This window comes from Luteimonas galliterrae (assembly GCF_023374055.1).
GTDB lineage: Bacteria > Pseudomonadota > Gammaproteobacteria > Xanthomonadales > Xanthomonadaceae > Luteimonas_C > Luteimonas_C galliterrae.
Map to the genome: position 1 here is coordinate 1,110,640 of NZ_JAMBEP010000001.1, position 23,507 is coordinate 1,134,146.

Annotated in this window: 23 protein-coding genes; 3 read left to right on the forward strand and 20 right to left on the reverse strand. The window is 67.0% G+C overall.

The window, feature by feature from the left end:
* Positions 1–131 precede the first annotated feature (131 nt).
* From M2650_RS05025 to rpoE, 3 genes are all read right to left on the reverse strand, one after another.
* Positions 132–1,664, reverse strand: a complete 1,533-nt coding sequence (locus M2650_RS05025; protein WP_345779837.1) for a DegQ family serine endoprotease — start codon at positions 1,662–1,664, stop codon at positions 132–134.
* 71 nt (positions 1,665–1,735) lie between these two features.
* Positions 1,736–2,656: a sigma-E factor negative regulatory protein gene (locus tag M2650_RS05030; protein WP_249472042.1), complete on the reverse strand. Its 921-nt coding sequence runs from the start codon at positions 2,654–2,656 to the stop codon at positions 1,736–1,738.
* On the reverse strand, positions 2,653–3,270 hold the full coding sequence (gene rpoE / locus M2650_RS05035) for an RNA polymerase sigma factor RpoE (RefSeq protein ID WP_249472044.1): 618 nt from the start codon (positions 3,268–3,270) through the stop codon (positions 2,653–2,655). Before rpoE ends, M2650_RS05030 begins: the two co-directional genes overlap by 4 nt.
* Positions 3,271–3,542: 272 nt before the next feature.
* Here rpoE and M2650_RS05040 point away from each other — a divergent pair, with 272 nt between their 5' ends.
* Positions 3,543–5,597, forward strand: coding sequence for a 3-hydroxyacyl-CoA dehydrogenase NAD-binding domain-containing protein (locus tag M2650_RS05040; protein ID WP_249472045.1), 2,055 nt, complete (start codon positions 3,543–3,545; stop codon positions 5,595–5,597).
* A gap of 19 nt (positions 5,598–5,616) precedes the next feature.
* Here the strand turns inward: M2650_RS05040 and M2650_RS05045 are convergent, their stop codons facing one another.
* The 14 genes from M2650_RS05045 to fabD all read right to left on the reverse strand — a co-directional run bounded on the left by M2650_RS05045 (position 5,617) and on the right by fabD (position 20,645).
* The gene (locus M2650_RS05045; protein ID WP_249472048.1) at positions 5,617–6,003 is read right to left on the reverse strand and encodes an MAPEG family protein; all 387 of its coding nucleotides are present in this window, start codon (positions 6,001–6,003) and stop codon (positions 5,617–5,619) included.
* Between the two features lie 80 nt (positions 6,004–6,083).
* On the reverse strand, positions 6,084–9,089 hold the full coding sequence (locus M2650_RS05050) for a TonB-dependent receptor (RefSeq protein ID WP_249472050.1): 3,006 nt from the start codon (positions 9,087–9,089) through the stop codon (positions 6,084–6,086).
* 105 nt (positions 9,090–9,194) lie between these two features.
* Positions 9,195–10,526, reverse strand: a complete 1,332-nt coding sequence (locus M2650_RS05055; protein WP_249472053.1) for a metal-dependent hydrolase family protein — start codon at positions 10,524–10,526, stop codon at positions 9,195–9,197.
* Positions 10,527–10,762: 236 nt separating this feature from the next.
* Positions 10,763–11,398: a hypothetical protein gene (locus M2650_RS05060; protein WP_249472055.1), complete on the reverse strand. Its 636-nt coding sequence runs from the start codon at positions 11,396–11,398 to the stop codon at positions 10,763–10,765.
* 208 nt (positions 11,399–11,606) lie between these two features.
* Positions 11,607–11,972, reverse strand: coding sequence for a PilZ domain-containing protein (locus tag M2650_RS05065; RefSeq protein ID WP_249472058.1), 366 nt, complete (start codon positions 11,970–11,972; stop codon positions 11,607–11,609).
* Positions 11,969–12,943 carry a DNA polymerase III subunit delta' gene (locus M2650_RS05070; RefSeq protein WP_249472061.1) on the reverse strand — a complete coding sequence of 325 codons (975 nt, stop codon included), beginning with the start codon at positions 12,941–12,943 and terminating at the stop codon, positions 11,969–11,971. The genes M2650_RS05065 and M2650_RS05070 overlap by 4 nt, the downstream gene beginning before the upstream one ends.
* Positions 12,940–13,599, reverse strand: coding sequence for a dTMP kinase (gene tmk, locus M2650_RS05075; RefSeq protein ID WP_249472063.1), 660 nt, complete (start codon positions 13,597–13,599; stop codon positions 12,940–12,942). The genes M2650_RS05070 and tmk overlap by 4 nt, the downstream gene beginning before the upstream one ends.
* Positions 13,596–14,636, reverse strand: a complete 1,041-nt coding sequence (gene mltG, locus M2650_RS05080; RefSeq protein ID WP_249474211.1) for an endolytic transglycosylase MltG — start codon at positions 14,634–14,636, stop codon at positions 13,596–13,598. Before mltG ends, tmk begins: the two co-directional genes overlap by 4 nt.
* A 37-nt stretch (positions 14,637–14,673) precedes the next feature.
* Positions 14,674–15,501, reverse strand: coding sequence for an aminodeoxychorismate lyase (gene pabC / locus M2650_RS05085; RefSeq protein WP_249472065.1), 828 nt, complete (start codon positions 15,499–15,501; stop codon positions 14,674–14,676).
* Entirely contained in the window at positions 15,498–16,853 is a 1,356-nt protein-coding gene (locus tag M2650_RS05090; protein ID WP_249472068.1) for an aminodeoxychorismate synthase component I, read from the reverse strand. The genes pabC and M2650_RS05090 overlap by 4 nt, the downstream gene beginning before the upstream one ends.
* A gap of 179 nt (positions 16,854–17,032) precedes the next feature.
* A complete protein-coding gene (gene fabF, locus M2650_RS05095) occupies positions 17,033–18,271 on the reverse strand; it encodes a beta-ketoacyl-ACP synthase II (protein ID WP_249472071.1) in 1,239 nt (412 codons plus the stop codon).
* 180 nt (positions 18,272–18,451) lie between these two features.
* On the reverse strand, positions 18,452–18,691 hold the full coding sequence (acpP, locus tag M2650_RS05100) for an acyl carrier protein (RefSeq protein ID WP_232897694.1): 240 nt from the start codon (positions 18,689–18,691) through the stop codon (positions 18,452–18,454).
* Positions 18,692–18,813: 122 nt separating this feature from the next.
* A complete protein-coding gene (gene fabG, locus M2650_RS05105) occupies positions 18,814–19,557 on the reverse strand; it encodes a 3-oxoacyl-ACP reductase FabG (protein ID WP_249472074.1) in 744 nt (247 codons plus the stop codon).
* A 131-nt stretch (positions 19,558–19,688) separates the two neighbouring features.
* Positions 19,689–20,645, reverse strand: a complete 957-nt coding sequence (fabD, locus tag M2650_RS05110; RefSeq protein WP_345779838.1) for an ACP S-malonyltransferase — start codon at positions 20,643–20,645, stop codon at positions 19,689–19,691.
* Positions 20,646–20,794: 149 nt separating this feature from the next.
* On the opposite strand from fabD, the gene M2650_RS05115 reads away from it, so the two are divergent.
* Positions 20,795–20,947 (forward strand): hypothetical protein, encoded by a 153-nt coding sequence (locus M2650_RS05115; protein ID WP_249472077.1) that lies wholly within the window; start codon positions 20,795–20,797, stop codon positions 20,945–20,947.
* A 222-nt stretch (positions 20,948–21,169) separates the two neighbouring features.
* On the opposite strand, the gene M2650_RS05120 is transcribed toward M2650_RS05115, so the two are convergent.
* The 3 genes from M2650_RS05120 to M2650_RS05130 form a co-directional block, all read right to left on the reverse strand.
* Positions 21,170–22,165 carry a beta-ketoacyl-ACP synthase III gene (locus M2650_RS05120; protein ID WP_249472079.1) on the reverse strand — a complete coding sequence of 332 codons (996 nt, stop codon included), beginning with the start codon at positions 22,163–22,165 and terminating at the stop codon, positions 21,170–21,172.
* A gap of 92 nt (positions 22,166–22,257) precedes the next feature.
* Positions 22,258–22,452, reverse strand: a complete 195-nt coding sequence (gene rpmF, locus M2650_RS05125; protein ID WP_249472080.1) for a 50S ribosomal protein L32 — start codon at positions 22,450–22,452, stop codon at positions 22,258–22,260.
* A 44-nt stretch (positions 22,453–22,496) separates the two neighbouring features.
* Complete coding sequence (locus M2650_RS05130; RefSeq protein ID WP_249472083.1) at positions 22,497–23,009, reverse strand: YceD family protein; 513 nt, start codon at positions 23,007–23,009, stop codon at positions 22,497–22,499.
* Between the two features lie 125 nt (positions 23,010–23,134).
* Between M2650_RS05130 and M2650_RS05135 the strand changes: the two genes are divergently transcribed.
* Positions 23,135–23,506, forward strand: coding sequence for a hypothetical protein (locus tag M2650_RS05135; RefSeq protein ID WP_249472088.1), 372 nt, complete (start codon positions 23,135–23,137; stop codon positions 23,504–23,506).
* Position 23,507: the final 1 nt, after the last annotated feature.

The following is a 23,507-nucleotide window of genomic DNA, read 5'->3' on the forward strand; positions in this document are numbered from 1 at the left end:
CCCGAAGGGCCAGGGAGAGGGTCCGGCTTTTCGCGAGAAACCAACCGCAAAGAGCAAAGGCATGCTTCGCTCCGCTCGCGCCCCCTCTCCTGCCCTTCGGGCATCCTCCCCCGCAGGGGGAGGAAAAAGCATCAGCCCTCGTCGCTTTCGTCGTCGCCACTTGCCCGCGGCGTCACCGCCACGAACTGGGTCGACTGCCCGCGCCGCACCAGCAGCATCACGGTCTGGCCCTGTTTGACATCGCGCAGCTGCTGATTGAGTGCGGCCGCGCTGGAGACGTCGCTGCGGCCGACCTGCAGGATCACGTCGCCGGGCCGCAAGCCGGCGCTGCGCGCCGCCAACCCTTCGATACGGGCGATACCGACGCCTTCGCCAGGCTTCAGCCCGAGCTGCCGGCGGTCGTCCGCGTCCAGGTCCTGGCCGACGATGCCCAGCGGGTTGGACGACGGCGCCGAAGACGGCGACCGCGGTGTCGAACCCGGTGTGCCGGCTGTCGGCGTGTCGCTCAATTCGGTCAGCGTGACCGGGATCTCGATGGTCCGGCCTTCGCGATAGACGCTCAGGCGCACCTTGGTACCTGGCGCCATCGCACCGATCAGCGGCGGCAGATCGCTGGCGTCGTTGATGCTGGTGCCGTTGATGGCACGGATCACGTCACCCCGCTGGATACCCGCCTTTTCGGCAGCGCTGCCCGGCGGCAGATCGTTGACCAGCGCACCGCGCGAATCGGGGAGACTGAAGCCTTTGACCGCATCCTGGTCGACAGGCCCGATCAGCACGCCGAGTTGGCCGCGGCTCACGCGGCCGGTCGTTTTGAGCTGCTGCACCGCGTTCATCGCGATGTCGATCGGGATCGCGAAGCTCACGCCCATGTAGCCGCCGGAATTGCTGAAGATCTGCGAATTGATGCCGACCACTTCGCCGCGCGTGTTGAGCAGCGGGCCGCCCGAATTGCCGCGGTTGATCGCCACGTCGGTCTGGATGAAGGGGACGTACTGCTGGTTGGCGTAAGGATTGGAACGCCCGACCGCGCTGACCACGCCGGCGGTGACCGAGTGGTCCAGGCCGAACGGCGAACCGATGGCCACCACCCACTGGCCCGGCTTGAGCTGGTTGGAATCGCCGGTGCGCAAGAACGGCAAGCTGCCGCCGGAGATCTTGAGCAGCGCCACGTCGGATTTTTCGTCGCTGCCGACCACTTTGGCGGTGAACTCGCGGCGGTCGGACAGCTTGACCTTGACCTCGTCGGAGCCTTCGACCACGTGATGGTTGGTGAGCACGTAGCCATCGGCGGAAATGATGAAGCCGGTGCCCATCGACACGCCGCCGCCGCGCGGGCCGGGGCTGGGCATGCCCGGCATGCCGGGGCCGAAGAAGCGACGGAAGATTTCCGGGATGTCCTCGTCGTCCGGCATCTGCTGCATGGCTGTGCGGCGCGGCTTCACATCGGCTTCGATGTTGACCACGGCCGGACCGACCCGCTCGACCAGCTGGGTGAAATCGGGCAACCCGCCGACCAGCTGCGGCGCGGGCGCCTGCGGCGATGCGGCCGGCGTGACCGCACCGGATTGCTGCGCGGTGGCATCGGGCAAGGCGACGACCACGGCGGTGGCGATGGCGGCACCCAGGGACATGGCGGCGAAGGGACGTAACGAACGGATCATCGGGGACTCATCCTCGACAAGTGTTGAAGGAAGTGGCGACTTGGAGCGACAAAAGCGGGAAACGTTCCCGCTCAGCGTTGCGGCGTTTCCTGCAGGCTCGCATCGGACCCGCTGTCCGCGGGCGGCGAGGAAGCGGGCAAGCGCGGCTGGAACGGGTAGTACGCGTTGGTCGTGCCGTAATCGACGCTGAGCGCGCCGGAAGAGAACTGCGGCAGGGTCGCGCTAGGCCAAGGCCGGCTCGGTGCGATCGGCTGCGATGCGAAAGGATCGCTGGAAGCTATAGCCGAAGCTGCAGCCGGATGGAAGGTGATGGATGGCTGGCTCGCCGCATCCGCCGCCGTATTCGATGCCGCCACTGCGACCGGCAAATTCTCGCGCGCCGACGCGCGCAAGGCCGCACGCTGCGCCTGCGATCGCGAAGAAGAAACGCGCCGGTTGGCCGCGCGCCGCGGCACTTCGGCCACCGCCACCGCGGTGGCGGCGAGCGCGCCGGCCGCATTCGGGTCGGCCGCATTCGGATCGGCGGCGGGCGGCGCAGCGGGAGTGGCCGGCACCGATGCGGGCGACGGCTCGGAGGAAGCGGCGACGATCTGCGCGGGCTGGGCGCCGTCCGGCAACGCCTCCGCCGGCGGTTGCTGGCGGGTCATGAAGAAAGCGAGCAAGGCGACCGATGCGGCCAACGCGCCGCCGCCCCAACGCGTCCAGCGCTGCGACTGCGCGGCCGGCTTGAGCGGCGGCGCGGGTTCGGCGGCCACCCGCGCGGCCACGCGTTGCGAGAAATCCGCGGGCAACGGCGCCACCGCGCGGCCGCGCAGCGTCTCGCCGGCCAGCTGCCAGCGCTCCCAGCACCCGCCCAGCTCGGTGTCGTGCTGCATGCGGCGCAACAGGAATCGGGCCTCGTCGGGCGGCAATGCGCCGTCCATCAGCGCCGAAAGCTGGAGCCGATAGTGGATTTCGATCTTGTCGTCGCCGTTGCGATGGTCTTGGGTCATGTGCGGGCACGCTCACGGGGTTCGTTGTCGAGCAGGGGCTGCAATTCGGTGTCGATGGCTTCGCGCGCCCGGAAGATGCGCGAACGCACGGTACCGATAGGGCAATCCATCTTCTGCGCGATCTCTTCGTAACTCAGGCCGTCCACCTCGCGCAGGGTGATGGCGGTGCGCAATTCTTCCGGCAATCCATCGACCACGCGCATCACCGTTCGTTCAATTTCCTGGCGCATCAGTTCGCGCTCGGGCGTATCGGTGTCGCGCAGGCGGATGCCGGATTCGAACTGCTCCGCGTCCGCCGCGTCGATATCGTCGGTCGGCGGGCGCCGGTTGTGCGAAACGAGATGGTTCTTGGCGGTGTTCACGGCGATACGGTGCAACCAGGTATAGAACTGCGCGTCGCCACGGAAGTTCGCGATCGCCCGGTAGGCGCGCAGGAAGGTTTCCTGCGCCACGTCCTGGCACTCGCTCCAGTCGGAGATGTAGCGCCCGATCAGGGCTGCGATCCGATGCTGGTACTTGCGCACCAGCAAATCGAAAGCCGCACTGTCGCCGCGCTGCACGCGCCTGACCAGCTCGTGGTCCAACAACTCCTGCGATGAATCCTTATCGGCCATCGGGCCGGCGCTCCTTTCGCCCGGCTCGGTGGCTGGGCGGTATGACCTTTGGCATGGGAGAAAGTTCCAGCAGGGGTGGGGGATCGGGAAGCGGGAATGGGCCGGCGAAGAAATCCGGGCGCGATTTCCGGCCCGCCAATGGCTCTAAATGGCGTCAAAAAAGCCTTTTTCCATTCCCTGCCGCCGATTCCCCATGCCCGTCGCTTGTTGACGCCATCGGAACATCCTCTGGATGATAACGGTTCCATACCCGACTGAATGGCAGATTCCACATGATCGAAGGCCTGGACGGACTGCGCTTCAGCCACTGGCAAGCCGAGGCCCGCCCCGATGGCGTGGTGGTGCTGTCGTTCGACCGCGCCGGCGAGTCGGTGAACACCTTCGCACAGGACGTGCTGATCGAGCTCGACGCCTTCCTGGAGCGGATTGCGCTGGACCCGCCCAAAGGCCTGGTGATCCGTTCGGCCAAGGCCAAGGGCTTCATCGCCGGCGCCGACATCCGCGAGTTCCAGGAATTCGACGAGAAAGGCACGATCGGCGACTCGATCCGCCGCGGCCAGCAGGCATTCCAGCGCCTGGCCGAGCTGCCCTGCCCTACGGTCGCGGCGATCCACGGCTTCTGCATGGGCGGCGGCACCGAGATTTCGCTCGCCTGCCGCTATCGCGTGGCCAGCAACGATCCATCCACCCGCATCGGCCTGCCGGAAGTGAAGCTGGGCATCTACCCCGGCTGGGGCGGCAGCGTGCGGCTGCCGCGACTGGTCGGCGCGCCGGCCGCGATGGACATGATGCTGACCGGGCGCACACTGTCGGCTTCGGCGGCGAAGGCGATCGGACTGGTCGACAAGGTCGTCGATGCGGCGACACTGGTGGATGCCGCAGCCGAGCTCGCGCTGCGCGGCACGCAGCGTCCGTTCAAGCAGCGCTTCCTGGGCTGGATCACCAATACCTGGCCGGTGCGGCAGATCCTCGCGCCGATGCTGGTCAAGCAGGTCGCGCGCAAGGCACGCAAGGAGCACTACCCCGCGCCGTATTCGTTGATCGAAACCTGGCGGCGCAGCGGCGGCGGCATCCAGGCGCGGCTGGCGGCGGAACGCAAATCGGTGGTCAAGCTCGCGGGCACGCCGACCGCGCGCAACCTGACCCGGGTGTTCTTCCTGCAGGAAAGATTGAAAGGCCTCGGCGGGAAAGAATCCGGCATCCGCACCGTGCACGTCGTCGGCGCCGGCGTGATGGGCGGCGACATCGCCGCATGGTCCGCTTACAAAGGTTTCGAGGTGACGCTGCAGGATCGCGAGCAGCGCTTCATCGACGGCGCGATGGCGCGCGCGCAGGAACTGTTCGCCAAGAAAGTGAAGGACGACGCCAAGCGCCCGGAAGTCGCCGCGCGATTGAAATCCGACTTGAACGGCGACGGCGTGCCGGATGCGGATCTGGTGATCGAAGCCATCATCGAACAGGCCGAGGCCAAGCGCGACCTGTACGCGACGCTGGAACCGCGGATGAAGGCCGATGCGCTGCTGACCACCAATACCTCATCGATCCCGCTGGACGAACTGCGCGAGCACATCCAGCGCCCGGCGCAGTTCGCCGGCCTGCACTATTTCAATCCGGTGGCGATGATGCCGCTGGTGGAAATCATCCACCACGACCGGGTCGCGCCGGAAACCGGCAAGCGCCTGGCCGCGTTCTGCAAGGCCATCGACAAATTGCCGGTGCCTGTCGCAGGCACGCCCGGCTTCCTGGTCAACCGCGTGCTGTTCCCGTACATGCTGGAAGCGGCGACGGCGTATTCCGAAGGCATTCCCGGCGCGGCGATCGACAAGGCCGCGGTGAAATTCGGCATGCCGATGGGACCGATCGAGCTCATCGATACGGTTGGCCTGGATGTGGCTTCCGGCGTCGGCCAGGAACTTGCGCCTTTTCTCGGCCTGGCGATTCCTGCCGCGTTGGCCACGCCGCCCGAGCAAGGCAAGCGCGGCAAGAAAGACGGCCAGGGCCTGTATTCGTGGGAGAACGGCAAACCGAAGAAGCCCGAGTTGCCGAAAGACTACAAGGCGCCCGAAGACTTGGAAGATCGCCTGATCCTGCCGCTGCTCAACGAAGCCGTCGCCGCACTGCACGATGGCGTGGTCGAAGACAAGGACCTGCTCGATGCGGGCGTGATCTTCGGCACCGGCTTCGCGCCGTTCCGCGGCGGCCCGATCCAGTACATCCGCGAAACCGGCCCGGATGCGCTGCTGGCCAAGCTGCAAGCGCTGCAGGGCAAGTACGGCGACCGCTTCGCGCCGCGGCCTGGCTGGGATTCGGCGGCGTTGCGCGCCTAGCCGATCGGATCGGAAGACATCAAAGCGCGCCGGCGATATTGAGGCACGCCAACGCCAGCGTCGTCAGCCACGTGAGATGCGCGCCAGCCACCCGCAACGGATGCGGGCCTTCGGATTTCCACAAGCCGCATGCGTTCGCCGCCCGCGCGGCGACGAGGACCACGCCGGCCGCGTGCAGGATCCAGGCGCGGCCGCCGCCGATCTCGCAAAGCGCCATGAGCAGCAACGCGACCGGTATGGACTCGGACGCGTTGCCGTGCATCCGTACGACGCGCCGCATGCGCGGGTCTCCGCCGGCGCCTAGCCCGATGCCGAGCTTGGCGCGATGCGCGGCGACGTTGACGGAGAGCGCCACCAGCCAGAGACCGAGCAAGCCGGCGTAAGCGGAAGTGATTTGAACGGACATCGGAACACCTCGCCATCGGCCTTCGCGGCGGCGGCACGCGGGCCGGATCGTCCGGCCCGCGTGCAACGCCGATCCGGCGGTTACTCGAAGCGGTAAGACACCTGCAGGCTCCAGAACCGGCCCGGCACGTCGTAAGTGCTGGGGTCGTAGCCGTTGAGCGCGCAGCTGTAGCAAACGCGCGGATCCTTGTCGAAGACGTTGTTGAGGTTCAAGCCGAAACGCAGGCCCTGCACGCCGAACGGCGAGTCCCAGCTCGCGAACAAGTCGTGGTAGGTCGTGGCGCCCAGCTTGTCGCGCGACAGCGACGGGTTCTCGAAGTTCGGCTCCGAACACAAGCCCATCGCGGTAAGCGACAAGGTCGGGTTGCTGTCGAACGCATCCGAGCAGCGTTCGGTGAGCGAGCTGGTGTAGCGCGCGGTCCAGCCCAGGCCGAAGTTGCCGCGTTTCCAATCCACGGTCAGCTTCGACTGGACGCGCGGAATCGCGCTGTCGTTCTCCTCGACGCCCACCGTGCGGCTGAAACGGCTCCCGAAACTGTCGGTAGCGACGAAGCTGTCGACGTAAGTGTTCTGCCAGTTCGCGCCGAAGCGGCCGACGTCGGTCTCCAATGCCCATTCGATGTTCAGATCGACGCCGTCGGTCTCGATGTCGCCGATATTGGCCAGGCGGTTGTCGAACGAGGCGATGGTGCCGGTGGCGTTGCGCACGATGCCCGCGCACGACGACGAGGCCGCATTCGCCGATGCCACGCAGGCGTTGAGCACGTCCTGCGCATCGGGCGCCTGGATAGCCGATTTCACATGGTGGCGATAGTAGGTGGCTTCGATGTCCAGGCTGTCGGCGAACGCACTGCCCTTGATCCAGTCGGGGCTGTAGACCGCGCCGAAGGTCAGGCTCTCGGAAGTCTCCGGCTGCAGCTTGTCGTTGCCGCCGGTGGTGGTGAAGATCTGGAAGCCCAGCTGCTTGTAGGTGGTCGGAATGCCGAGCGCGGTGCAGTTGGCGATCAACTGCGCGTTGCCGGACGTCGCATATCCGGAGCAAGGATCGGTGATGCTCGCGCCGAACTGCGACAGGCCGTAAAGCTCGCCGATGAACGGCGCGCGGAAACCTTCCGAGTAGGTGCTGCGCAGCAACAGCGAATCGTGGGGGCGCCACTTGAGGCCGATCTTGGTGGTGGTCACGTCGCCGAAGGTGCTGTAGTCCGAATAGCGGGCCGCCACGCTCAGGTCGAGATCCTTGGCGAAACGCTTGTCGCGCAGCAGCGGCGCGCTGAGCTCGCCGTAGAATTCGCTGACGTCGTAATCGCCCTGGGTGGCGACCGTGGCCGCCTGGTCCGGGATTTCGCCGGCCACGCGCGCCGCATCCGGCGTGAACGAGCCGTCGTAGCGCCGATGTTCGAAGCCTGCGGCGAAGGCCAGGGGGCCGTCCGGCAGGTCGAACAGATCGCCGCTGACGTTGGCCGAGGCGATCTGCAGATTCTGCTCGCTGCTGTCGTGCACGGTGGTCTTGATCCAGGCCAGCATCTGCGGCGTGATCGTGCCTTTCCCGTCGGCGCCCATGCCGCCGAAGATGTTCAGCGGCACGCAGCCCGGCGTGGCGGCGCACGTCGCAGGATTGCCCAGCGCCAACTGCACGCGGCGCATGTTGTAGGTGTTGCGGAAAACCTGTTCGGCGCGGTTCTGCGAGTTGACGTAGTTCAGGTCCCAGTAGAACGCACGCGATCCGGCCGCGAACTCGCCCTCGAGTCCGGCGTTGAAGTAGTAGGTGTCGACGGTCTGCTCGAAGATGCGCGGCCCGCCCTCCACCGGACGGCGCGCGATGGCGATCATGGTGCCGCCCTGGGCGACCGGAATCAGGTCGCGGCCGAACGGATTATAGGGATTGAGCATGGACACGCCGATGCGGTCGGCCAGGCCGTTGCCGGGCGCTTCCTGTCCGATCACGATCGCGTTGGGCGCGGCCTGGTTGACCGATTCGCGCCGGTTGTAGAGCGCCTTGGCATAGAACTTCAGGCCTTCGTTGATCGTGAAATCGGTGGCCGCGAACAGGCTCTTGCGCTTGTTCGGCGTCAGGACCAAGTTGTACGGCTGCGCGTTGAAGCTCAAATCGTCGGTATAGGGTACGTAGTCCGCGGGAAACACGGGGCTGCCGTTGCCGGCCACCGGCGTGTTGGGCAGCGTCGTGACGTCGCAGAACGGCGCATCGGGAATGCCGTCGCCATTGAGGTCGCGCAGCGGGCACACGCCGAGCTCGCTCAACCCTCCGATGAATACCGCGCGGCCCTGCGGGGTGGCGGGGCTGCCGCGGGTGATGCCGCCCGGGAAATCGTCGGAGATGTCGCGATCGCCGGAGGACACCGCTTTCTGCTCCTGGAAACTCGCGGAGAAGATCGCATTAAAACGATCGTTGCCGGTGCCCACCGTCATTTCCGCGCGCGAGGTCTCGCCGTCGCCGTCCTCGAACTGGCCGTACGAGCCGGTGAACTGGGCGCCCTTGAAATCGCGCCGCGTGACGATGTTGACCACGCCTGCGATCGCGTCCGAGCCGTACACCGCGGAAGCGCCGTCGCCCAGCACTTCGATGCGTTCGACGATCGCCAGCGGAATCGTGTTGAGGTCGGCCGCGCCGCCCACGCCGGAGGCTGAGGATTCGTACACCCAGCGCTTGCCGTCGACGAGCACGAGCACGCGCTGCGCGCCCAGGTGGCGCAGGTCGATCTGGGTGGAGCCGGCGCCGATGCCGCCGCCGTCGGGCGGCGTGCCGGCGTTGCCGCTGGTGTTGAACTGCGTATTGAGCGCCTTGCCGCTGCTGGTGAGCTGTTGCAGGAAGTCGCCGACGGAGATCAGGCCGCTCTGCTCGATCTGCTCGCGGGTGATGTTGAGCACCGGCGATTGGCCTTCGACTTCGGCCTTGCGGATGTTGGAGCCGAGCACTTCGATGCGATCGAGCGTGACCGTCTCCTGTGGCTGCGCCGTTTCCTGCGACTGCGCGAGGAGCGCGCCGCACTGGAAGGCCAATGCCACCGCCAGCGCGACTGGCGTGCGACGCAATCCGCGCGGGCGGTTGGTTCTGTGTTTAGCTTTCATATTCCTCTATTCCCCTGATGGTGACGTCGTTCGGTGCTGCGCCGCGCCGCAAGCGACCGTCGGCTTGATGCGGCGTGGCGAATTCGGAGTTCTGCGCTAGCGGTTTCAATCGGGCTTGAGATAGACCCGGCCGTCTTTCATCACGAACGAAGGTGTGCGCGTCAGCGCGATGTCGGCGAGCGGATCGCCGGGCACCGCGACGATGTCGGCCGTCTTGCCCGGTTCGATCGAGCCGAGCGCGGCGCTTTCGCCCAGCGCTTCGGCGGCGTTGACCGTCGCGGCCTGCAACGCTTGCGCCGGGCTCAGGCCGGCCGCGACCAATTCCACGAATTCGCGGGCGTTGTCGCCGTGCGGCAGCGGACCGGTGTCGCTGCCGAATGCGATCCGCACGCCGGCCGCTTCGGCCTTGTCCAGCGAGAGTCGACGCTGCGCGAGCAATCCGCCGATCTTGGCGCGTATGACTTCGGGATAGAAACCGGGCACCCCCGCCTGCTCGTTGATGTAGGCGATCGCCGCTGCGGTAGGCACGTACCAGGTGCCCTGCCGCTTCATCATCGCGATCGCTTCGTCGTCCAGGAAGGTGCCGTGTTCGAGGGTGTCGACGCGGGCGCGCAAGGCGCGCTTGACGCCTTCGAGCCCGTGCGCGTGCGCGGCCACCTTCATGCCGTAGTCGTGCGCAGCGGCGACCACGGCATCCAGTTCGGCCTGCCGCAGTTGCGGGCCCTGCCCGTTCTTCGCCAGCGACAGCACGCCGCCGGTCGCCGTGACCTTGATCAGGTCGGCGCCGTCCTTGTAGCGCTGGCGCACGGCCTTGTAGGCATCGTCCGGGGAATTGATCACGCCTTCGGCGGGACCCGGATCTCCGACCAGCTTCTGGTTGAGGCCGTTGCTGTAGTCGGCATGGCCGCCGGTGGTGCTGATCGCCTTGGCCGCGGTGAAGATGCGCGGCCCTTCGACCACGCCCTGGTTGATCGCATTGCGCAGCGCGATCGACTCGTTGTTGATGTCGCCCAGGTTGCGCACCGTGGTGAAGCCGGCGAGCAGGGTCTTGCGGGCGAAGCGCGTGCCGTGCAAAGCCAAATCGGCCGGATTGACCCGGGGCAGCATCTCGTGGGAGCGCGCATCCACCTGGACCGTGAGATGCGTGTGCAGGTCGATCCATCCCGGCATGCAGGTGTGGCCACCGAGGTCAACCGCTTTCGAATCCGCCGCGACCGCAACGCCCGGCTTGATGGAGACGATGCGTTTGCCCTGGACGAATACCGAATGCGGCCCCAGCAACGCGCCCGCCTTGGCGTCGAACAACTTGCCGCAACGCAGTACCTGCAATGCATCGCCCTGGACGGCGGCGTCCGGAGCGGGATCGGCGCCGATCGCGGCGAATGCGAACAGCAAAGCCATGCCGGCCAGCAAAGGCCGGCGGTACCTTGGTTTCATCGGGCGTATTCCGTGGCGGCCGTGTCTGGCCGTCGCGCAAGATAGAGAGCCTGGCCGCGAGCGGCGACCCGCATTGGGTATCGCCCTTTACTGCCTAAAGACAGCTTGCGGGCGTGTCTTGCGACGAAGGAAACCGTCGCCTGCGCGCTCGCCGCGCACGTTCGCCGGTCTTCCGCGTGGCGCTTCGGCGTGCGGTTACGGAAAAGGCGCCTGGCGGCGCCTTTTCCGTTGGGGCATCACATCGATCCGGGCAAGTCGATCCGCTCCGCATGGGTGATCGTTACTTCCACCAGGAACTTGCTACCGCCGTCGCTCCCGTAGATGGAGAGCCTGGCGCTCTGGGCGAAGGGACTGGCTTGCGGGGCGTACCATTGGGGCGCAAGCAACGCCTCCGCGCTCAACGCATCGCTGGACAGCGCGGTCGAATTGCGTTCGTACAACGAGATCGTCATGTCTGTCGATGCCGCCGGCACGCCGGGACCGAAGAGGTTGTGCTTCGACGCCAGGCGTGCGGAATCGCCGCGGCCAGGCCCCCACAGGTCGTTCTCCAGGGTCAGGGTGAAATCCACCGACGCGGGGTCGCTTTCGAACCGCAGACCGTTGATCTCCGCAGCCATTCCGTATTCCGGGCCGGTATGCCGATAGACCCCTTGCAGCGGCGAGGGATTGCCGTCCGCCGTCTCGGTATCGAAGACGTAATAGCCGGTCACGGCATCGCCCACGTGGACATGGCCGTTGACGACGGATGCGTTCCCCGTCACCGATTTCACCTGCCCCGCGATCGCGAGAGCGATCTGCTCCGCATGCGCGGTCGGCGGCGTCATCGCGATGCTTGCAAGCGCTGCCAAAGCGAACTTCGTGGATATGTTCATTCGGATCCCCTGTTTCGTTCGATAGGTCGCGTCGGCCGCCCTGTTCGGGGCGACGGCGCGTGCCGCACGATGCGGCGGATCACGTTATTCAGGATGGCGGCCGGACACCGCTATCTGTGGACCGGCAAAAAGGACCCGCATCGGTGGGCCGATCGAAAGGCCATAAGTGCGTGCCCCAGAGCCTGCGGCCCGTCGCGCGGCGCGCCGGTCACATCGTATGCGTGGGCTTGTCCGCGTTGAGCGTGCCCGCGAGCAACGCTTCGATCTTGCCTTTCACCGCATCGCCTTCTGCGGTTTCGGCGAACTGCACGCCGATGCCGGCGGTGCGGTTGCCCTGCGCGCCGGGCGGCGTGACCCATACCACCTTGCCGGCGACGGGCAGGCGCTCGCTCGATTCGGGCAATGTCAGCAGCAGGAAGACTTCGTCGCCCAGGAAGTAGCGTTTCGGCGTCGGCACGAAGATGCCGCCGTGTTTCAGGTACGGCATGTAAGCGTGGTACAGCGCCGCTTTGTCTTTGACCGCCAGCGACAGGATGCCCTGCCGCGCGCCGCCCGCTCCGGGTACCGAACTCATCTGCCACCCCCCGCCGTCCGAGCGTCTTCCCCGCGCCAGGACAGCAATAGATCCGCGACCGTCAGGTCGGCCCGCACCGTCGTACGCAACAAGTCGCGGGTGCGATTGGCCGCGTCGAACCACACGGCCAGACTGCGCGTTCGCGCCGCGTCGGTCAAGCCTGCGGCCTCGGCCAAAGCCAGGTCCGCGGCGAAGCGCAAACGCAGGCCGGCATGCTCGTCGGCGGTCCAGCGCTGCGCGGTTTCCAGGGCGGCGGTTTCGCCGCGGCGCAGCCTGGCGAGATCGGCCGCCACCTCGCGGCGCAGCTTGAATACGCCATCGCGAAGCCAGGCATCGGCCAGGCCGGGATGGCCGCGCGCAGCCTCGAGCGCTTCGGCCGCGGCCGCCTCGGCATGGCCCCGCCCGCTCAGCCAGGCCACCGCTTCGGCCTGCGGCGGCAGGCGGAATTCCAGCTTCTGGCAGCGGCTGCGGATCGTCGCCGGCAAGCGCGCCGGATGGGCGCTGACCAGCCACAGGTAGCGGCCAGGCACCGGTTCTTCCAGCGTTTTCAGCAGCGCGTTGCAAGCGGCGTGGTTGATCGCGTCGGCCGGATCGATGATCGCCACCTGCGCGCCGCCATACTGCGGCGTGAGGGTGAGCTTTTCCGACAAGTCGCGGATCTGTTCGATCACGATCTCGGTGCGCAGGCGCGTGCCTTCGCGGTTGAACACGAACGAGATGACGTTGAAATCCGGATGGGTGCCCGCGGCCAGCAGCTGGCAGCCGCGGCAATGCCCGCAAGGTTCGCCGTCGCCGCCGGGCGATACGCACAGCAGGCGTTGCGCCAGGCGCTCGGCCACCGCGCGCTTGCCCAGGTTGGCCGGTCCGCAGAACAGCATGCCGTGCGCGAGCCTGCCGGCGTCGATCGCCTCGCAGGCCTGATCGTAGGCGCGTCGCTGCCAAGGCGCAAAACGGTTCCCGGACGCGCTCATCGCGACGATTCCCGCAGGGCGAGCAAGTGCGCCACCGCATCCGCGGCGACCTGCTCGCGCGGACGCGAGGCGTCGATCACGCGGAAACGATCGGGCTCGGCCTGGGCGCGCATCAGGAACACGCCGCGTGCGCGGGCGAAGAAATCCTCCTGTTCGCGCTCGATGCGGTCGGGCCACAGATCGCGGGTGTTGGTGCGCACGCGGCCCTCGCGCACGTCGATGTCCAACAGCAGGGTCAGGACGGGCACGATGCCGACGACGCGACGTTCCAATTCGGCGATGAACGCCGCATCCAGCCCGCGCCCGCCGCCCTGGTAGGCATAACTGGAGTCGGTGAAACGGTCGCAGATCACCCAGGCGCCGCGCTGCAATGCCGGCAGGATGGTGCGGCGCACGTGCTGGGCGCGCGCGGCGAACATCAGCAATAGCTCGGCCTCCGGCGCGGCCGCTTCGTGCTGCGGGTCCAGCAGCAGGCCGCGGATCTCCTCCGCCAGCGGCGTGCCGCCGGGCTCGCGCGTGCAGACCACGTCCTCGCCCGCGGTTTCCAGCGCATCGCGCAGCGCGGCGATCACGGTCGACTTGCCGGCGCCCTCGCCGCCTTCGAGCGTAATGAAGCGGGCTTGTGGAACCGGCGCTTGTGGAATCGGCGTCGTCATTGCGGGGGAAGCGCTGCCGGTGGCGACTGTTGCTGCAGGCGGTAGCGCTGCAGGTATTCCCGCACCGCCGATTGGTGTTCGCCCAAAGTGCGGGTGAACACGTGGCGTCCGCTGCCGTCGCCGACCGCGACGAAGAACAGCGCATCGCCCGGCGCCGGATTGGTCGCGGCGTGCAGCGCGTCGGCGCCGGGCATCGCGATCGGCGTCGGCGGCAGGCCGGCGCGTGTGTAGGTGTTGTAGGGCGTGTCGGTGGTCAGGTCCTGGCGGCGGATGTTGCCGGCGTAACGGCTGCCCATCCCGTAGATCACGGTCGGATCGGTCTGCAGCAGCATCCCCAGTTTCAAGCGCCGCGCGAACACGCCGGCGATCTGCGGCCGTTCGGAGGCGATGCCCGTTTCCTTTTCGACGATCGAAGCCAGGATCAGCGCTTCGTCCTTGTTCTTGAGCGGCGTATCGGCGGCGCGTCCGTTCCAGGCCTGGTCGAGCGCCTTGGCCATGTCGTCGTAGGCGCGTTTGAGCAATCCGAGGTCGCTGTCGCCACGGTTGTAACGATAGGTTTCGGGCAGGAAGCGGCCTTCGGGATGCTGGCCGGCGTGGCCGAGCGCCTTCATCAGCGCCGCATCGTCCAGTTGCGCCGTTTCCTGTTTCAACGGCGCGGCCTTCGCCAGCGCGGCGCGCAGTTCGCGGATGTTCCAGCCTTCGACGATCGTGAAGCGGTAGCTGACGATCTTGCCGTCGCGCATCGCCGCCAGCAGTTCGCGCGGCGTGGCGCCGGGCCGCAACGCGTATTCGCCCACCTGCAGCCTGCCGGCTGCGCCGATCTGCCGCGCCAGCAACTGCCACTCGACATCCTGGCCGTCGGCCACGCCGGCCGCGCGCAGCTTGCGCAGCACGTGCGGGAAATTGTCGCCGCGCTCGACCAGCAGCGTCTCGCCCGCTTCGATGCCCGAGACCGGCGCGTCGGCGAACCCTGCGTAACGCTGCCAGAGTGCGTACGCACCCGCGCCGGCGAGCAGCGCGGACAGCACGAAGAACATACCGATGCGGCGTTTGCGGCTCACGCGTTGTGATCCTTCAATCGTGGGTCGCGAACATCGGCGCCGCGGCGGCCAGGCGGCCGCGCAAGGCCGATACTTGCGGATGGGGCGCCCAGGCGCGTTCGCCGAGCCGGGCAACCGGCAGGATACCGCGCACCGCATTGCAGAGGAAAACCGCTTCGGCGGATTCGAGCTGCATACGGGACAGGCGCGATTCATCGGCGCCCAGATCGGCCAGTATCCAGGCGCGGCAGACGCCCGCCACGCCGCAGCGGTCGATGCGCGGCGTCGCCCAGCGGCCGCCGACCAGGGCGAACAGATTGGCGGAGGTGGCGCAGACCACATCGCCTTCGGTATCGAGCATCAGACCTTCGTCGGCCTCCCGGCCGGAAGCCGCCGGATCGTTCCATTCGGCGCGCGCGAGCACCTGTTCGAGGCGATTGCAATGCTTGATGCCGGCCAGCGCCGGCTGGATCGACAGGCGCGTATCGCACCAGCGCAGCGTCAATCCATCGCGCAGGCCCGGCGGCAATGGATGCGCAGACAGGATCCACGCCGGCTCCGCGGTTTCGGCCGGCGCATAACCGCGGCCGGCGCCGCCGCGGGTGACGATCAGCTTGAGCACGCCCGCATCGACGCCTTGGAGCGCGGCATCGGCTTGCGCGCGCACGAAATCCCGGTCGGGCAACGGCAGCCGCAACCGCTGCGCGCCGCGCTCGAGACGGGCCCAATGCGCCTCCCACCACGGCGCCCGGCCGCGGTGCGCGCGCAGGGTTTCGAACAGGCCGTCGCCATAAGCGAGCCCGCGGTCGTCCGTGGCGATCGCTTCGACGCGGTGCTGGCCGACGAAGACGCGCGCGCTCACGATGCGATCCCCAGAGCGCGCAATATGCCGCGCGCCTTGGCGCGGGTCTCGTCCAGTTCGCGTTGCGGATCGGAGTCGGCGACGATGCCCGCGCCGGCGCGGAAGCGCAGCGCGGCGCCTTCGATTTCGCAGGTGCGGATGAGGATATTCAGATCGAGATCGCCGTCGCGGTTGAGCCATCCCATCGCGCCGGTATACGCGCCTCGGCCGACGCCTTCCAGCTCGGCGATGATCTGCATGCAGCGCACCTTGGGGCAGCCGGTGATGGTGCCGCCCGGAAATACCGCACGGATCGTTTCTCCCGGCGTCGTCCCGGCGCGCAGCCGGCCGCGCACGTTGCTGACGATGTGGTGCACGTGCGCATAGCTTTCCACCGTCATCAGTTCGTCGACCTCCACGCTCCCCGGCACGCAGACGCGCCCCAAGTCGCTGCGTTCCAAGTCGATCAGCATGACGTGCTCGGCGCGCTCCTTGGGATGGCCGACGAGCTCGCGGATGCGCGCGGCATCGTCGTCGCCTTCGAAGCGGGCTCGGGTGCCGGCGATCGGCCGCGTTTCGACCAGATCGCCGCGCACCGACACCAGCCGCTCGGGCGATGAGCTCGCCGCCGCCCAGCCCTGCCCCGCGAACAAACCGGCGAACGGCGAAGGGTTGGCGCGGCGCAGTTGCGCGTAGAACGCGGCCGGATCGATGGAGCCTTCGAATTCAGCCTGCCACAGGCGCGACAGGTTCGCCTGGAACACGTCGCCGGCAGCCAGGTATTCCAGGATGCGCACGACGCCGCGTGTGAAACGCTCCGGCTCGTCTTCGATCAGTGCGTACGGCGGCCGCCATGTGGCCTCAACGGACTGCGCCGAAGCGCGCCCGAGATCCTGCGCGATGACGTCCAGCATCGCGGCGTGGCCGCTTTCGGCCACAACGACGCAATCGCCGGTGACATGATCGCGCAGCACCGCCGCGGGACAGCGCAGGGCTAGCGCGGTCGGCAGTTTTCCGGGCGCTGCCGGCAGGCGCAGGACGGGCTCCACCTGCGAAGCCAGTTCGTACGCGAGGAACAAGGCCCAACCGCCGTGGAAAGGCCAGCGCGGTTCTTCGCGGGCGATGCGGGCGCTGCGCCAGTCGGCGTCGAGCGCGGACAGGAAATCGTCGGCGACCGCGCCGCCGTCCGCGCGTCGGACGACGCCGTCGGCATGCAGCGCGAGCGATTCTCCGTTTGCGGCAAGCAGCATGTCCCAGCGGCCGTGCACGGTGCCGCTGGCGGCCGATTCCAGCAGCAACGGATAGCGCGACGGCGCTAGCCGGTGCAGGGCCAGCAGGTCGGTGTCCGGAGGGAGCGCGCGCGTTACGAGCATGTGCTTTTAGCCGTCATTCCCGCGAAGGCGGGAATCCAGTGACTTTAATGCTGCCGCCAGATTGTTGCGAAGCCATCCGTAACTTCGCGCGCCCTCACCCAACCCTCTCGCGCAAGCGGGAGAGAGCTAAAGCCAAGTCACTGGATTCCCCGCCTTCGCGGGAATGACGGCTTTTAAAGTCAAACCCGCTTGAAGACCAAGGTGCCGTTGGTACCGCCGAACCCGAACGAATTGGACATCGCGATATCGACTTTCTTCTCGCGCGCCGTATTGGGCACGTAGTCCAGATCGCAGCCTTCCGACGGATTCTCCAGGTTGATCGTCGGCGGAATCACGCCGGCATGGATCGCCATCGCCGAGAACACCGCCTCCACGCCGCCGGCGGCGCCGAGCAGGTGGCCGGTCATCGACTTCGTGGAGCTGACCATGGTCTTGTAGGCGTGCTCGCCGAGCGCGGCCTTGACCGCCATCGTTTCGGCCAGGTCGCCGGCCGGGGTCGAGGTGCCGTGCGCGTTGATGTAGCCGATCGCGCTAGGATCCAGGCCGGCGTCCTTGATCGCATTGCGCATGCAGCGCGCCGCTCCGTCGCCGTTCTCGCTGGGCGCGGTCATGTGGAAGGCATCGCCGCTCATGCCGAAGCCGACCAGTTCGCAATAGATGCGCGCGCCGCGGGCCTTGGCGCGTTCGTATTCCTCCAGCACCACGATGCCGGCGCCGTCGCCCATCACGAAGCCGTCGCGGTCCTTGTCCCACGGGCGCGACGCTTTGGCCGGATCGTCGTTGCGCGTGGACAGCGCCTTCATCGAACAGAAGCCGCCGACCGACGTCGGCGTGGTGGCGTATTCGGCGCCGCCGGCGATCATCGCATCCGCCTCGCCGTACTGGATCATGCGCATCGCCAGGCCGATGTTGTGCGTGGCCGTGGTGCAGGCCGTGACCGCCGCGATGTTGGGGCCCTTGGCGCCGGTCATGATCGACACCTGCCCGGCGATCATGTTGATGATCGTACTGGGCACGTAGAACGGCGAGATTTTGCGCGGGCCGCCTTCGGCCCACTTCAGCGTCGTTTCTTCGATGCCCTTCAGGCCGCCGATGCCGGCGCCGATCGCCACGCCGATGCGCTCGGCGTCGGCTTCGGTCACTTCCAGCCCGGCGTCGGCGATGGCCATCATCGAGGCGGCCACGCCGTAGTGCACGAACGGGTCCATCTTCTTGATGTCCTTCGGCGCGATCCAGGCGGATGCGTCGAAATCCTTCACTTCGCCGGCGATGCGGGTCGAGAACGCGGAAACGTCGAAATGGGTGATCGGGCCGATGCCCGAACGGCCGTTGACGATGCCGTCCCAGCTCGATTGCAGGTCGTTGCCCAGCGGCGACAGGATGCCCAGACCGGTGACGACGACGCGACGCTTGCTCATAACCCTCTCCTGAACCTTAATCTTCTTGCCCGTACGCAGGCGCATGCGCCTGCGCAAACGCACGGGGCCGCGAACGCGGCCCCGTGGCTTGTCACGACCCGCCCGCGGATCGAAGTTTCAATCGCATGGCGGCCTTCAATGGAAAGTCCGGCCGACGACCGGGCTCATTCACGACGGACATCAAGCCTTGACGTGGGCCTTGATGTAGTCGATCGCCTGCTGCACCGAAGTGATCTTCTCGGCTTCTTCGTCGGGGATCTCGCACTCGAACTCTTCTTCGAGCGCCATCACCAGTTCCACGGTATCGAGCGAGTCGGCGCCGAGATCGTCGACGAACGAAGCGCTGTTGGTGACTTCATCTTCCTTGACGCCGAGCTGTTCGACCACGATTTTCTTGACGCGTTCTTCGATGCTGCTCATGGGTGCTTGCTCCTCCCGGGAGACTGTTCAGGGCGATAGTGTAGTGGAAAGGGGATCATGCCGCGCGCGGGCGCGGACGACCAGTCGATTCAATGATTTACGGCCGGATTTTATGCCCGGCGTCAGGCCATGTACATGCCGCCGTTGACGTGCAGGGTCTCGCCGGTGATGTAGCTCGAGGCGGGTCCGGCGAGGAAAGCCACGGCTTGGGCGATATCGGCCGGCTCGCCGAGGCGGCCCAGCGCGATCTGCCCCATCAGCGCCTGCTTGCTGTCCTCCGGCAGGTCTCGGGTCATGTCGGTGGCGATGAAGCCCGGCGCGACCACGTTGACGGTGACGCCGCGCGAGCCGATCTCCTTGGCCAGCGACTTGCTGAACGCGATGATGCCGGCCTTGGCCGCCGCGTAGTTCGCTTGGCCGGCGTTGCCGGTGACGCCGATCACCGAGGCGATGTTGATGATGCGGCCCTTGCGCGCCTTCATCATGCCGCGCATCACCGCTTTCGAGGTGCGGAACACGCTGCTGAGGTTGGTGTCGAGTATGGCCTGCCAATCTTCGTCCTTCATCCGCATCAGCAGGTTGTCGCGGGTGATGCCGGCGTTGTTGACCAGGATGGAGATGGCGCCGAATTCCTTGCCGATCGCGTCGATCAAATCTTCGACGGCAGCGGCATCGGTGACGTTCAGCACACGGCCGTGTCCGCCGGCGGATTGCAGCCGTTCGCCGATCGCCTTCGCGCCGGATTCGGACGTGGCGGTGCCGATCACCGTCGCGCCCTGCGCGGCCAGCGTATCGGCGATCGCAGCGCCGATGCCGCGGCTGGCGCCGGTGACCAGGGCGATTTCGCCAACAAGAACCTTCGTCATATCCACCTCATGCTTCTTACGCTTTTCGCGATGCTTTTTTTGTGGGAGCGGCTTTAGCCGCGATCTTTTGATCTTGGTCCGCGACCTGGGAAAGCTCGCGGCTAAAGCCGCTCCCACAAAAGCCTAAAAGATTATTTCCATTCCGCCAGCGCGGCTTCGAACTCTCCGGGCGTGCCGAGCGGGCGTGCATCCAACGATTTGTCGATGCGCTTGATCAGGCCCGTCAGCACCTTGCCCGGCCCGCATTCGCCGATGCGCGCAGCGCCGCGCGCGGCCAGCGCCTGCACGCAATCGGTCCAGCGCACCGGCAGATACAGCTGGCGCACCAAGGCGTCGCGGATCGACTGCACGTTGTCGCGCGCCTCGGCGTCCACGTTCTGGATCACCGGAATCGTCGGCGCCTGCCACGACAGCCCGGCCATCGTCTCCGACAGCCGGTTGGCGGCTTCGCGCATCATCGGCGTGTGCGACGGCACGCTCACGGCGAGCTTGACCGCCTTGCGCACGCCGCGTTCGGCGAGCATCGCCAAGGCGCGGTCCACCGCTTCGGCGTCGCCGCCGATCACGATCTGGCCCGGCGAGTTGTAGTTCGCCGGTACTACGACCTGGCTACCGGAAGCTTCCTTGCAGACCTCTTTCACCAGCGCGTCGTCGGCGCCGATCACCGCCGCCATCGCGCCGGTGCCCGGCGGTGCGGCTTCCTGCATCAGCTGGCCGCGGATCCGGACCAGATGCGCGCCGTCGCGCAGCGATAACGCACCTGCGGCGACCAGAGCGGCATATTCGCCCAGACTGTGCCCGGCCAGCACGGCCGGTTGCGCACCGCCCTGCGCCCGCCACACGCGCCACACCGCGACGCCCGCGGCGAGCAGCGCCGGCTGGGTGTATTCGGTGCGGTTGAGCATTTCTTCGGGGCCGCCTTGCGACAAGGCCCAAAGATCGGCGCCGGCGCCGTCGGACGCTTCGCGGAACGTGTCGTGCACGGACGGATGCAGCTCGGCCAGTTCGGCAAGCATCGCCAGCGATTGCGAGCCCTGGCCGGGGAATACGAAGGCCAGCGATGGGTCGGTGGAATGTTGGGCGGTCACGCGCCTGTCCATGGAGGGCTGGTGCGCATGATAAGGGCGAAATGCGGGCCTCGTCTGTACCCGTGCGTATCGTGCGGCGGGATGATCACATCGTCGTCACCGCGCGCTTACCGCAGGTCTGCTGCGATGCGCACGAGGAGGATGCGAGCATGATCCGCAAACTGGCATCGGGCGAATACAGGTTGTATTCGCGCAAGCAGGACCCGCGCACCGGCAAGCGGCGCAATCTGGGTACGTTCAAGACGCGCGCCGCGGCGGAAAAGCACGAGCGCGAGGTGCAGTTCTTCAAGCGGCGAGGCTGAGCCTTTGCTGTTGCCCCCTTTGAAAAAGGGAGCGAATCGCCGCAGGCGATGGGGGGCGAGGACAGCCGTTTGCAAGCCATCGGCTTGCGGCTGGCCGAGCGCCCTCGCGAAAGCGAGGGCCGGGAATCGCGAAGCGATTTGCTTTTGCTGTTGCCCTTAAAGGCAAGGTCAAAAGCAAATCCCCCTTGATCCCCCTTTTTCAAAGGGGGAAACAGCAAGAGCTCAGTAGCGCAGCAGCGCGCTGCCCCAGGTGAAGCCGCCGCCGAAAGCTTCCAGCAACACCAATTGGCCGCGCTGGATCTTGCCCGAGCGCACCGCTTCGTCCAGCGCCAGCGGCACCGAACCGGAAGAGGTGTTGCCGTGCTTGTCGACGGTCACGATCACCCGGTCCATCGGCATGTCCAAACGCTTGGCGGTGGCTTCGATGATGCGCAGGTTGGCCTGGTGCGGGATCAGCCAATCGAGCTCGTGGCGGTCGATGCCGTTGGCTTCGAGCGTTTCCTCGACCACCGAGTCGAGCGCCTTGACCGCATATTTGAATACGTCGCTGCCGGCCATGTTGATGCGCACGCCGGCGTTGGGCAGCTCGGGCTTGAAGCCGACCGAGACGCCGACCGGATTCCACAGCAATTCCTTCTTGCCGCCGTCGGCGTGCAGATGGGTGCTGAGGATGCCGGTTTCGCTATCGGCCTTGAGCACCACCGCGCCGGCGCCGTCCCCGAACAGCACGCAGGAACTGCGTTCGGTCCAGTCGACCATGCGGGTCAGCGTTTCCGAACCCACCACCAGCACGGTCTTGGCCGCGCCGGACTTGATGAACTTGTCGGCGACGGTCAACGCGTAGACGAAGCCCGAGCAGGCGGCGTTGACGTCGAAGGCCGGGCAGCCGTTGGCGCCCAGGCGATGCTGCAGCAGGCAGGCGGTGGACGGGAAGATCAGGTCCGGCGTGGTCGTGCCGAGCACGATCAGGTCGAGTTCGTCGGCGGACACGCCGGCGGCTTCGAGCGCGCGCACCGAGGCGTTGTAGGCCAGGTCGCCCGTGGTCTCGCCGTCGGCGGCGATGTGGCGTTCGCGGATGCCGCTGCGCGAAACGATCCACTCGTCGCTGGTGTCGACCATCTTGGCGAGGTCGTCGTTGGTCAGCACCTTCTCGGGAAGGTAGCTGCCCGTACCGGCGATTCGCGCATAGACGCGGCCGTTCGGATCAGTAGCGCTCATCGATATCCCCGCAAGTCGTCGGCCGATTCTGGCCGGAAAGAAGGCGATGCGCAGTGACCGCAGTCACGCGCAGCCGCGATCCGTCCTGAAGATCAATCTTCTTCGACGATCTTGGTCTTGCCCTCGACCACCTTCTTGCCGCGGTAGTAGCCGTCGGCGGTGACGTGGTGGCGCAGATGGGTCTCGCCGCTGGTCGGATCGGTGGCGAGCTGCTTGGCGGTCAGCGCGTCGTGCGAACGGCGCTGGCCACGGCGGGCGGGGGACACTCGGGATTTCTGCACAGCCATGGTATTGCTCCAGCTACAAATCGTTGAAATCAGATATCTAGAATTCAGTTCTTCTTTTCTTTCAGCGCCGCCAATGCCGCGAACGGATTGGCTTGCTTCACTTCTTCTTCGTCCGCGGGCCAGTCGTTCTGCACCGCATCCGAATCGGGATCCACCGGCACCACCGGCACCGCCAGGATCAATTCGTCCTCGATCAGTTCCGCGGGCCGCAGCTCGCCATGTTCGGCCATCAACAAGGGTTCGTAGCCCGGCGGCAAGCCGGCCTCGTCTTCCTCGTCGCGGATCAGTCCGAGCCGCTGCACGATCCGCACCGGCTCCAGATACCGCTGCAGGCTGCGCTGGCATTCCAGCGGCAACGCCGCATCGATCTGCAGCTCGACGTAGGGCACTTGCAACGAATCGGTACCGAATTCGACGACGTAGGCGACCTCGCCTTCGGCATCGAGCAGACTGTCCCGCAAGCGCCCCATCGACGCCAATGGCAACCGGCCTTCGAAACTGCGCCGTGCGGCCACCATGCGCCAAGCGTCCAATACTTCGGGCAAATTGGCGGACATAAGCCGCGGAATTCTAGGCTCGGCCCCCCGTCCTGTCAAACCCAAGCCCGTGTTTGGACAGGGAATTTGCCCTGTCCGGGCAGGCGCGGCAGACTGCCTGCCTATCCTCAGTCCGCCGGGCCGCCGTGACCCTGACCCTAGTCCTGCTGGTGACGGCGGCCGTGGCCGCCGGCGCGGCTCTTATCGTACGCCGTCGCAACGGCCAGGGCAGCCGTCGGCAGCAGGCGGTCAGCACCGTGCTGGACGCCGCGGACGCCCTGGAGGCCCGTTTGCGCGACGCCCGTTCAGAAATCACCGCCGTCGTCGGTGAGGACGAGGCCGACCCGGTCCGCGACGCCCTGCGCGAAATGCTCCGGCAGCGCCTGTGGTTGCAGCAGCACGGCGAGGCCGCCAGCCTGGACGAGCTGGATGCGGTGCGCGAATCGATCGACGCCGCACGCGCGCGCATCGAGCAGCAGTTGCTTCAGATCGAGCGCGCCCGCGCCCCGCTGCACTGAT

Coding starts and splice junctions, on each gene's coding strand:
- M2650_RS05025 (WP_345779837.1), bottom strand. CDS start 1,664: ATGATCCGTTCGTTACGTCCCTTCGCCGCCATGTCCCTGGGTGCCGCC.
- M2650_RS05030 (WP_249472042.1), bottom strand. CDS start 2,656: ATGACCCAAGACCATCGCAACGGCGACGACAAGATCGAAATCCACTAT.
- rpoE (WP_249472044.1), bottom strand. CDS start 3,270: ATGGCCGATAAGGATTCATCGCAGGAGTTGTTGGACCACGAGCTGGTC.
- M2650_RS05040 (WP_249472045.1), top strand. CDS start 3,543: ATGATCGAAGGCCTGGACGGACTGCGCTTCAGCCACTGGCAAGCCGAG.
- M2650_RS05045 (WP_249472048.1), bottom strand. CDS start 6,003: ATGTCCGTTCAAATCACTTCCGCTTACGCCGGCTTGCTCGGTCTCTGG.
- M2650_RS05050 (WP_249472050.1), bottom strand. CDS start 9,089: ATGAAAGCTAAACACAGAACCAACCGCCCGCGCGGATTGCGTCGCACG.
- M2650_RS05055 (WP_249472053.1), bottom strand. CDS start 10,526: ATGAAACCAAGGTACCGCCGGCCTTTGCTGGCCGGCATGGCTTTGCTG.
- M2650_RS05060 (WP_249472055.1), bottom strand. CDS start 11,398: ATGAACATATCCACGAAGTTCGCTTTGGCAGCGCTTGCAAGCATCGCG.
- M2650_RS05065 (WP_249472058.1), bottom strand. CDS start 11,972: ATGAGTTCGGTACCCGGAGCGGGCGGCGCGCGGCAGGGCATCCTGTCG.
- M2650_RS05070 (WP_249472061.1), bottom strand. CDS start 12,943: ATGAGCGCGTCCGGGAACCGTTTTGCGCCTTGGCAGCGACGCGCCTAC.
- tmk (WP_249472063.1), bottom strand. CDS start 13,599: ATGACGACGCCGATTCCACAAGCGCCGGTTCCACAAGCCCGCTTCATT.
- mltG (WP_249474211.1), bottom strand. CDS start 14,636: ATGTTCTTCGTGCTGTCCGCGCTGCTCGCCGGCGCGGGTGCGTACGCA.
- M2650_RS05090 (WP_249472068.1), bottom strand. CDS start 16,853: ATGCTCGTAACGCGCGCGCTCCCTCCGGACACCGACCTGCTGGCCCTG.
- fabF (WP_249472071.1), bottom strand. CDS start 18,271: ATGAGCAAGCGTCGCGTCGTCGTCACCGGTCTGGGCATCCTGTCGCCG.
- acpP (WP_232897694.1), bottom strand. CDS start 18,691: ATGAGCAGCATCGAAGAACGCGTCAAGAAAATCGTGGTCGAACAGCTC.
- fabG (WP_249472074.1), bottom strand. CDS start 19,557: ATGACGAAGGTTCTTGTTGGCGAAATCGCCCTGGTCACCGGCGCCAGC.
- M2650_RS05115 (WP_249472077.1), top strand. CDS start 20,795: ATGATCCGCAAACTGGCATCGGGCGAATACAGGTTGTATTCGCGCAAG.
- M2650_RS05120 (WP_249472079.1), bottom strand. CDS start 22,165: ATGAGCGCTACTGATCCGAACGGCCGCGTCTATGCGCGAATCGCCGGT.
- rpmF (WP_249472080.1), bottom strand. CDS start 22,452: ATGGCTGTGCAGAAATCCCGAGTGTCCCCCGCCCGCCGTGGCCAGCGC.
- M2650_RS05130 (WP_249472083.1), bottom strand. CDS start 23,009: ATGTCCGCCAATTTGCCCGAAGTATTGGACGCTTGGCGCATGGTGGCC.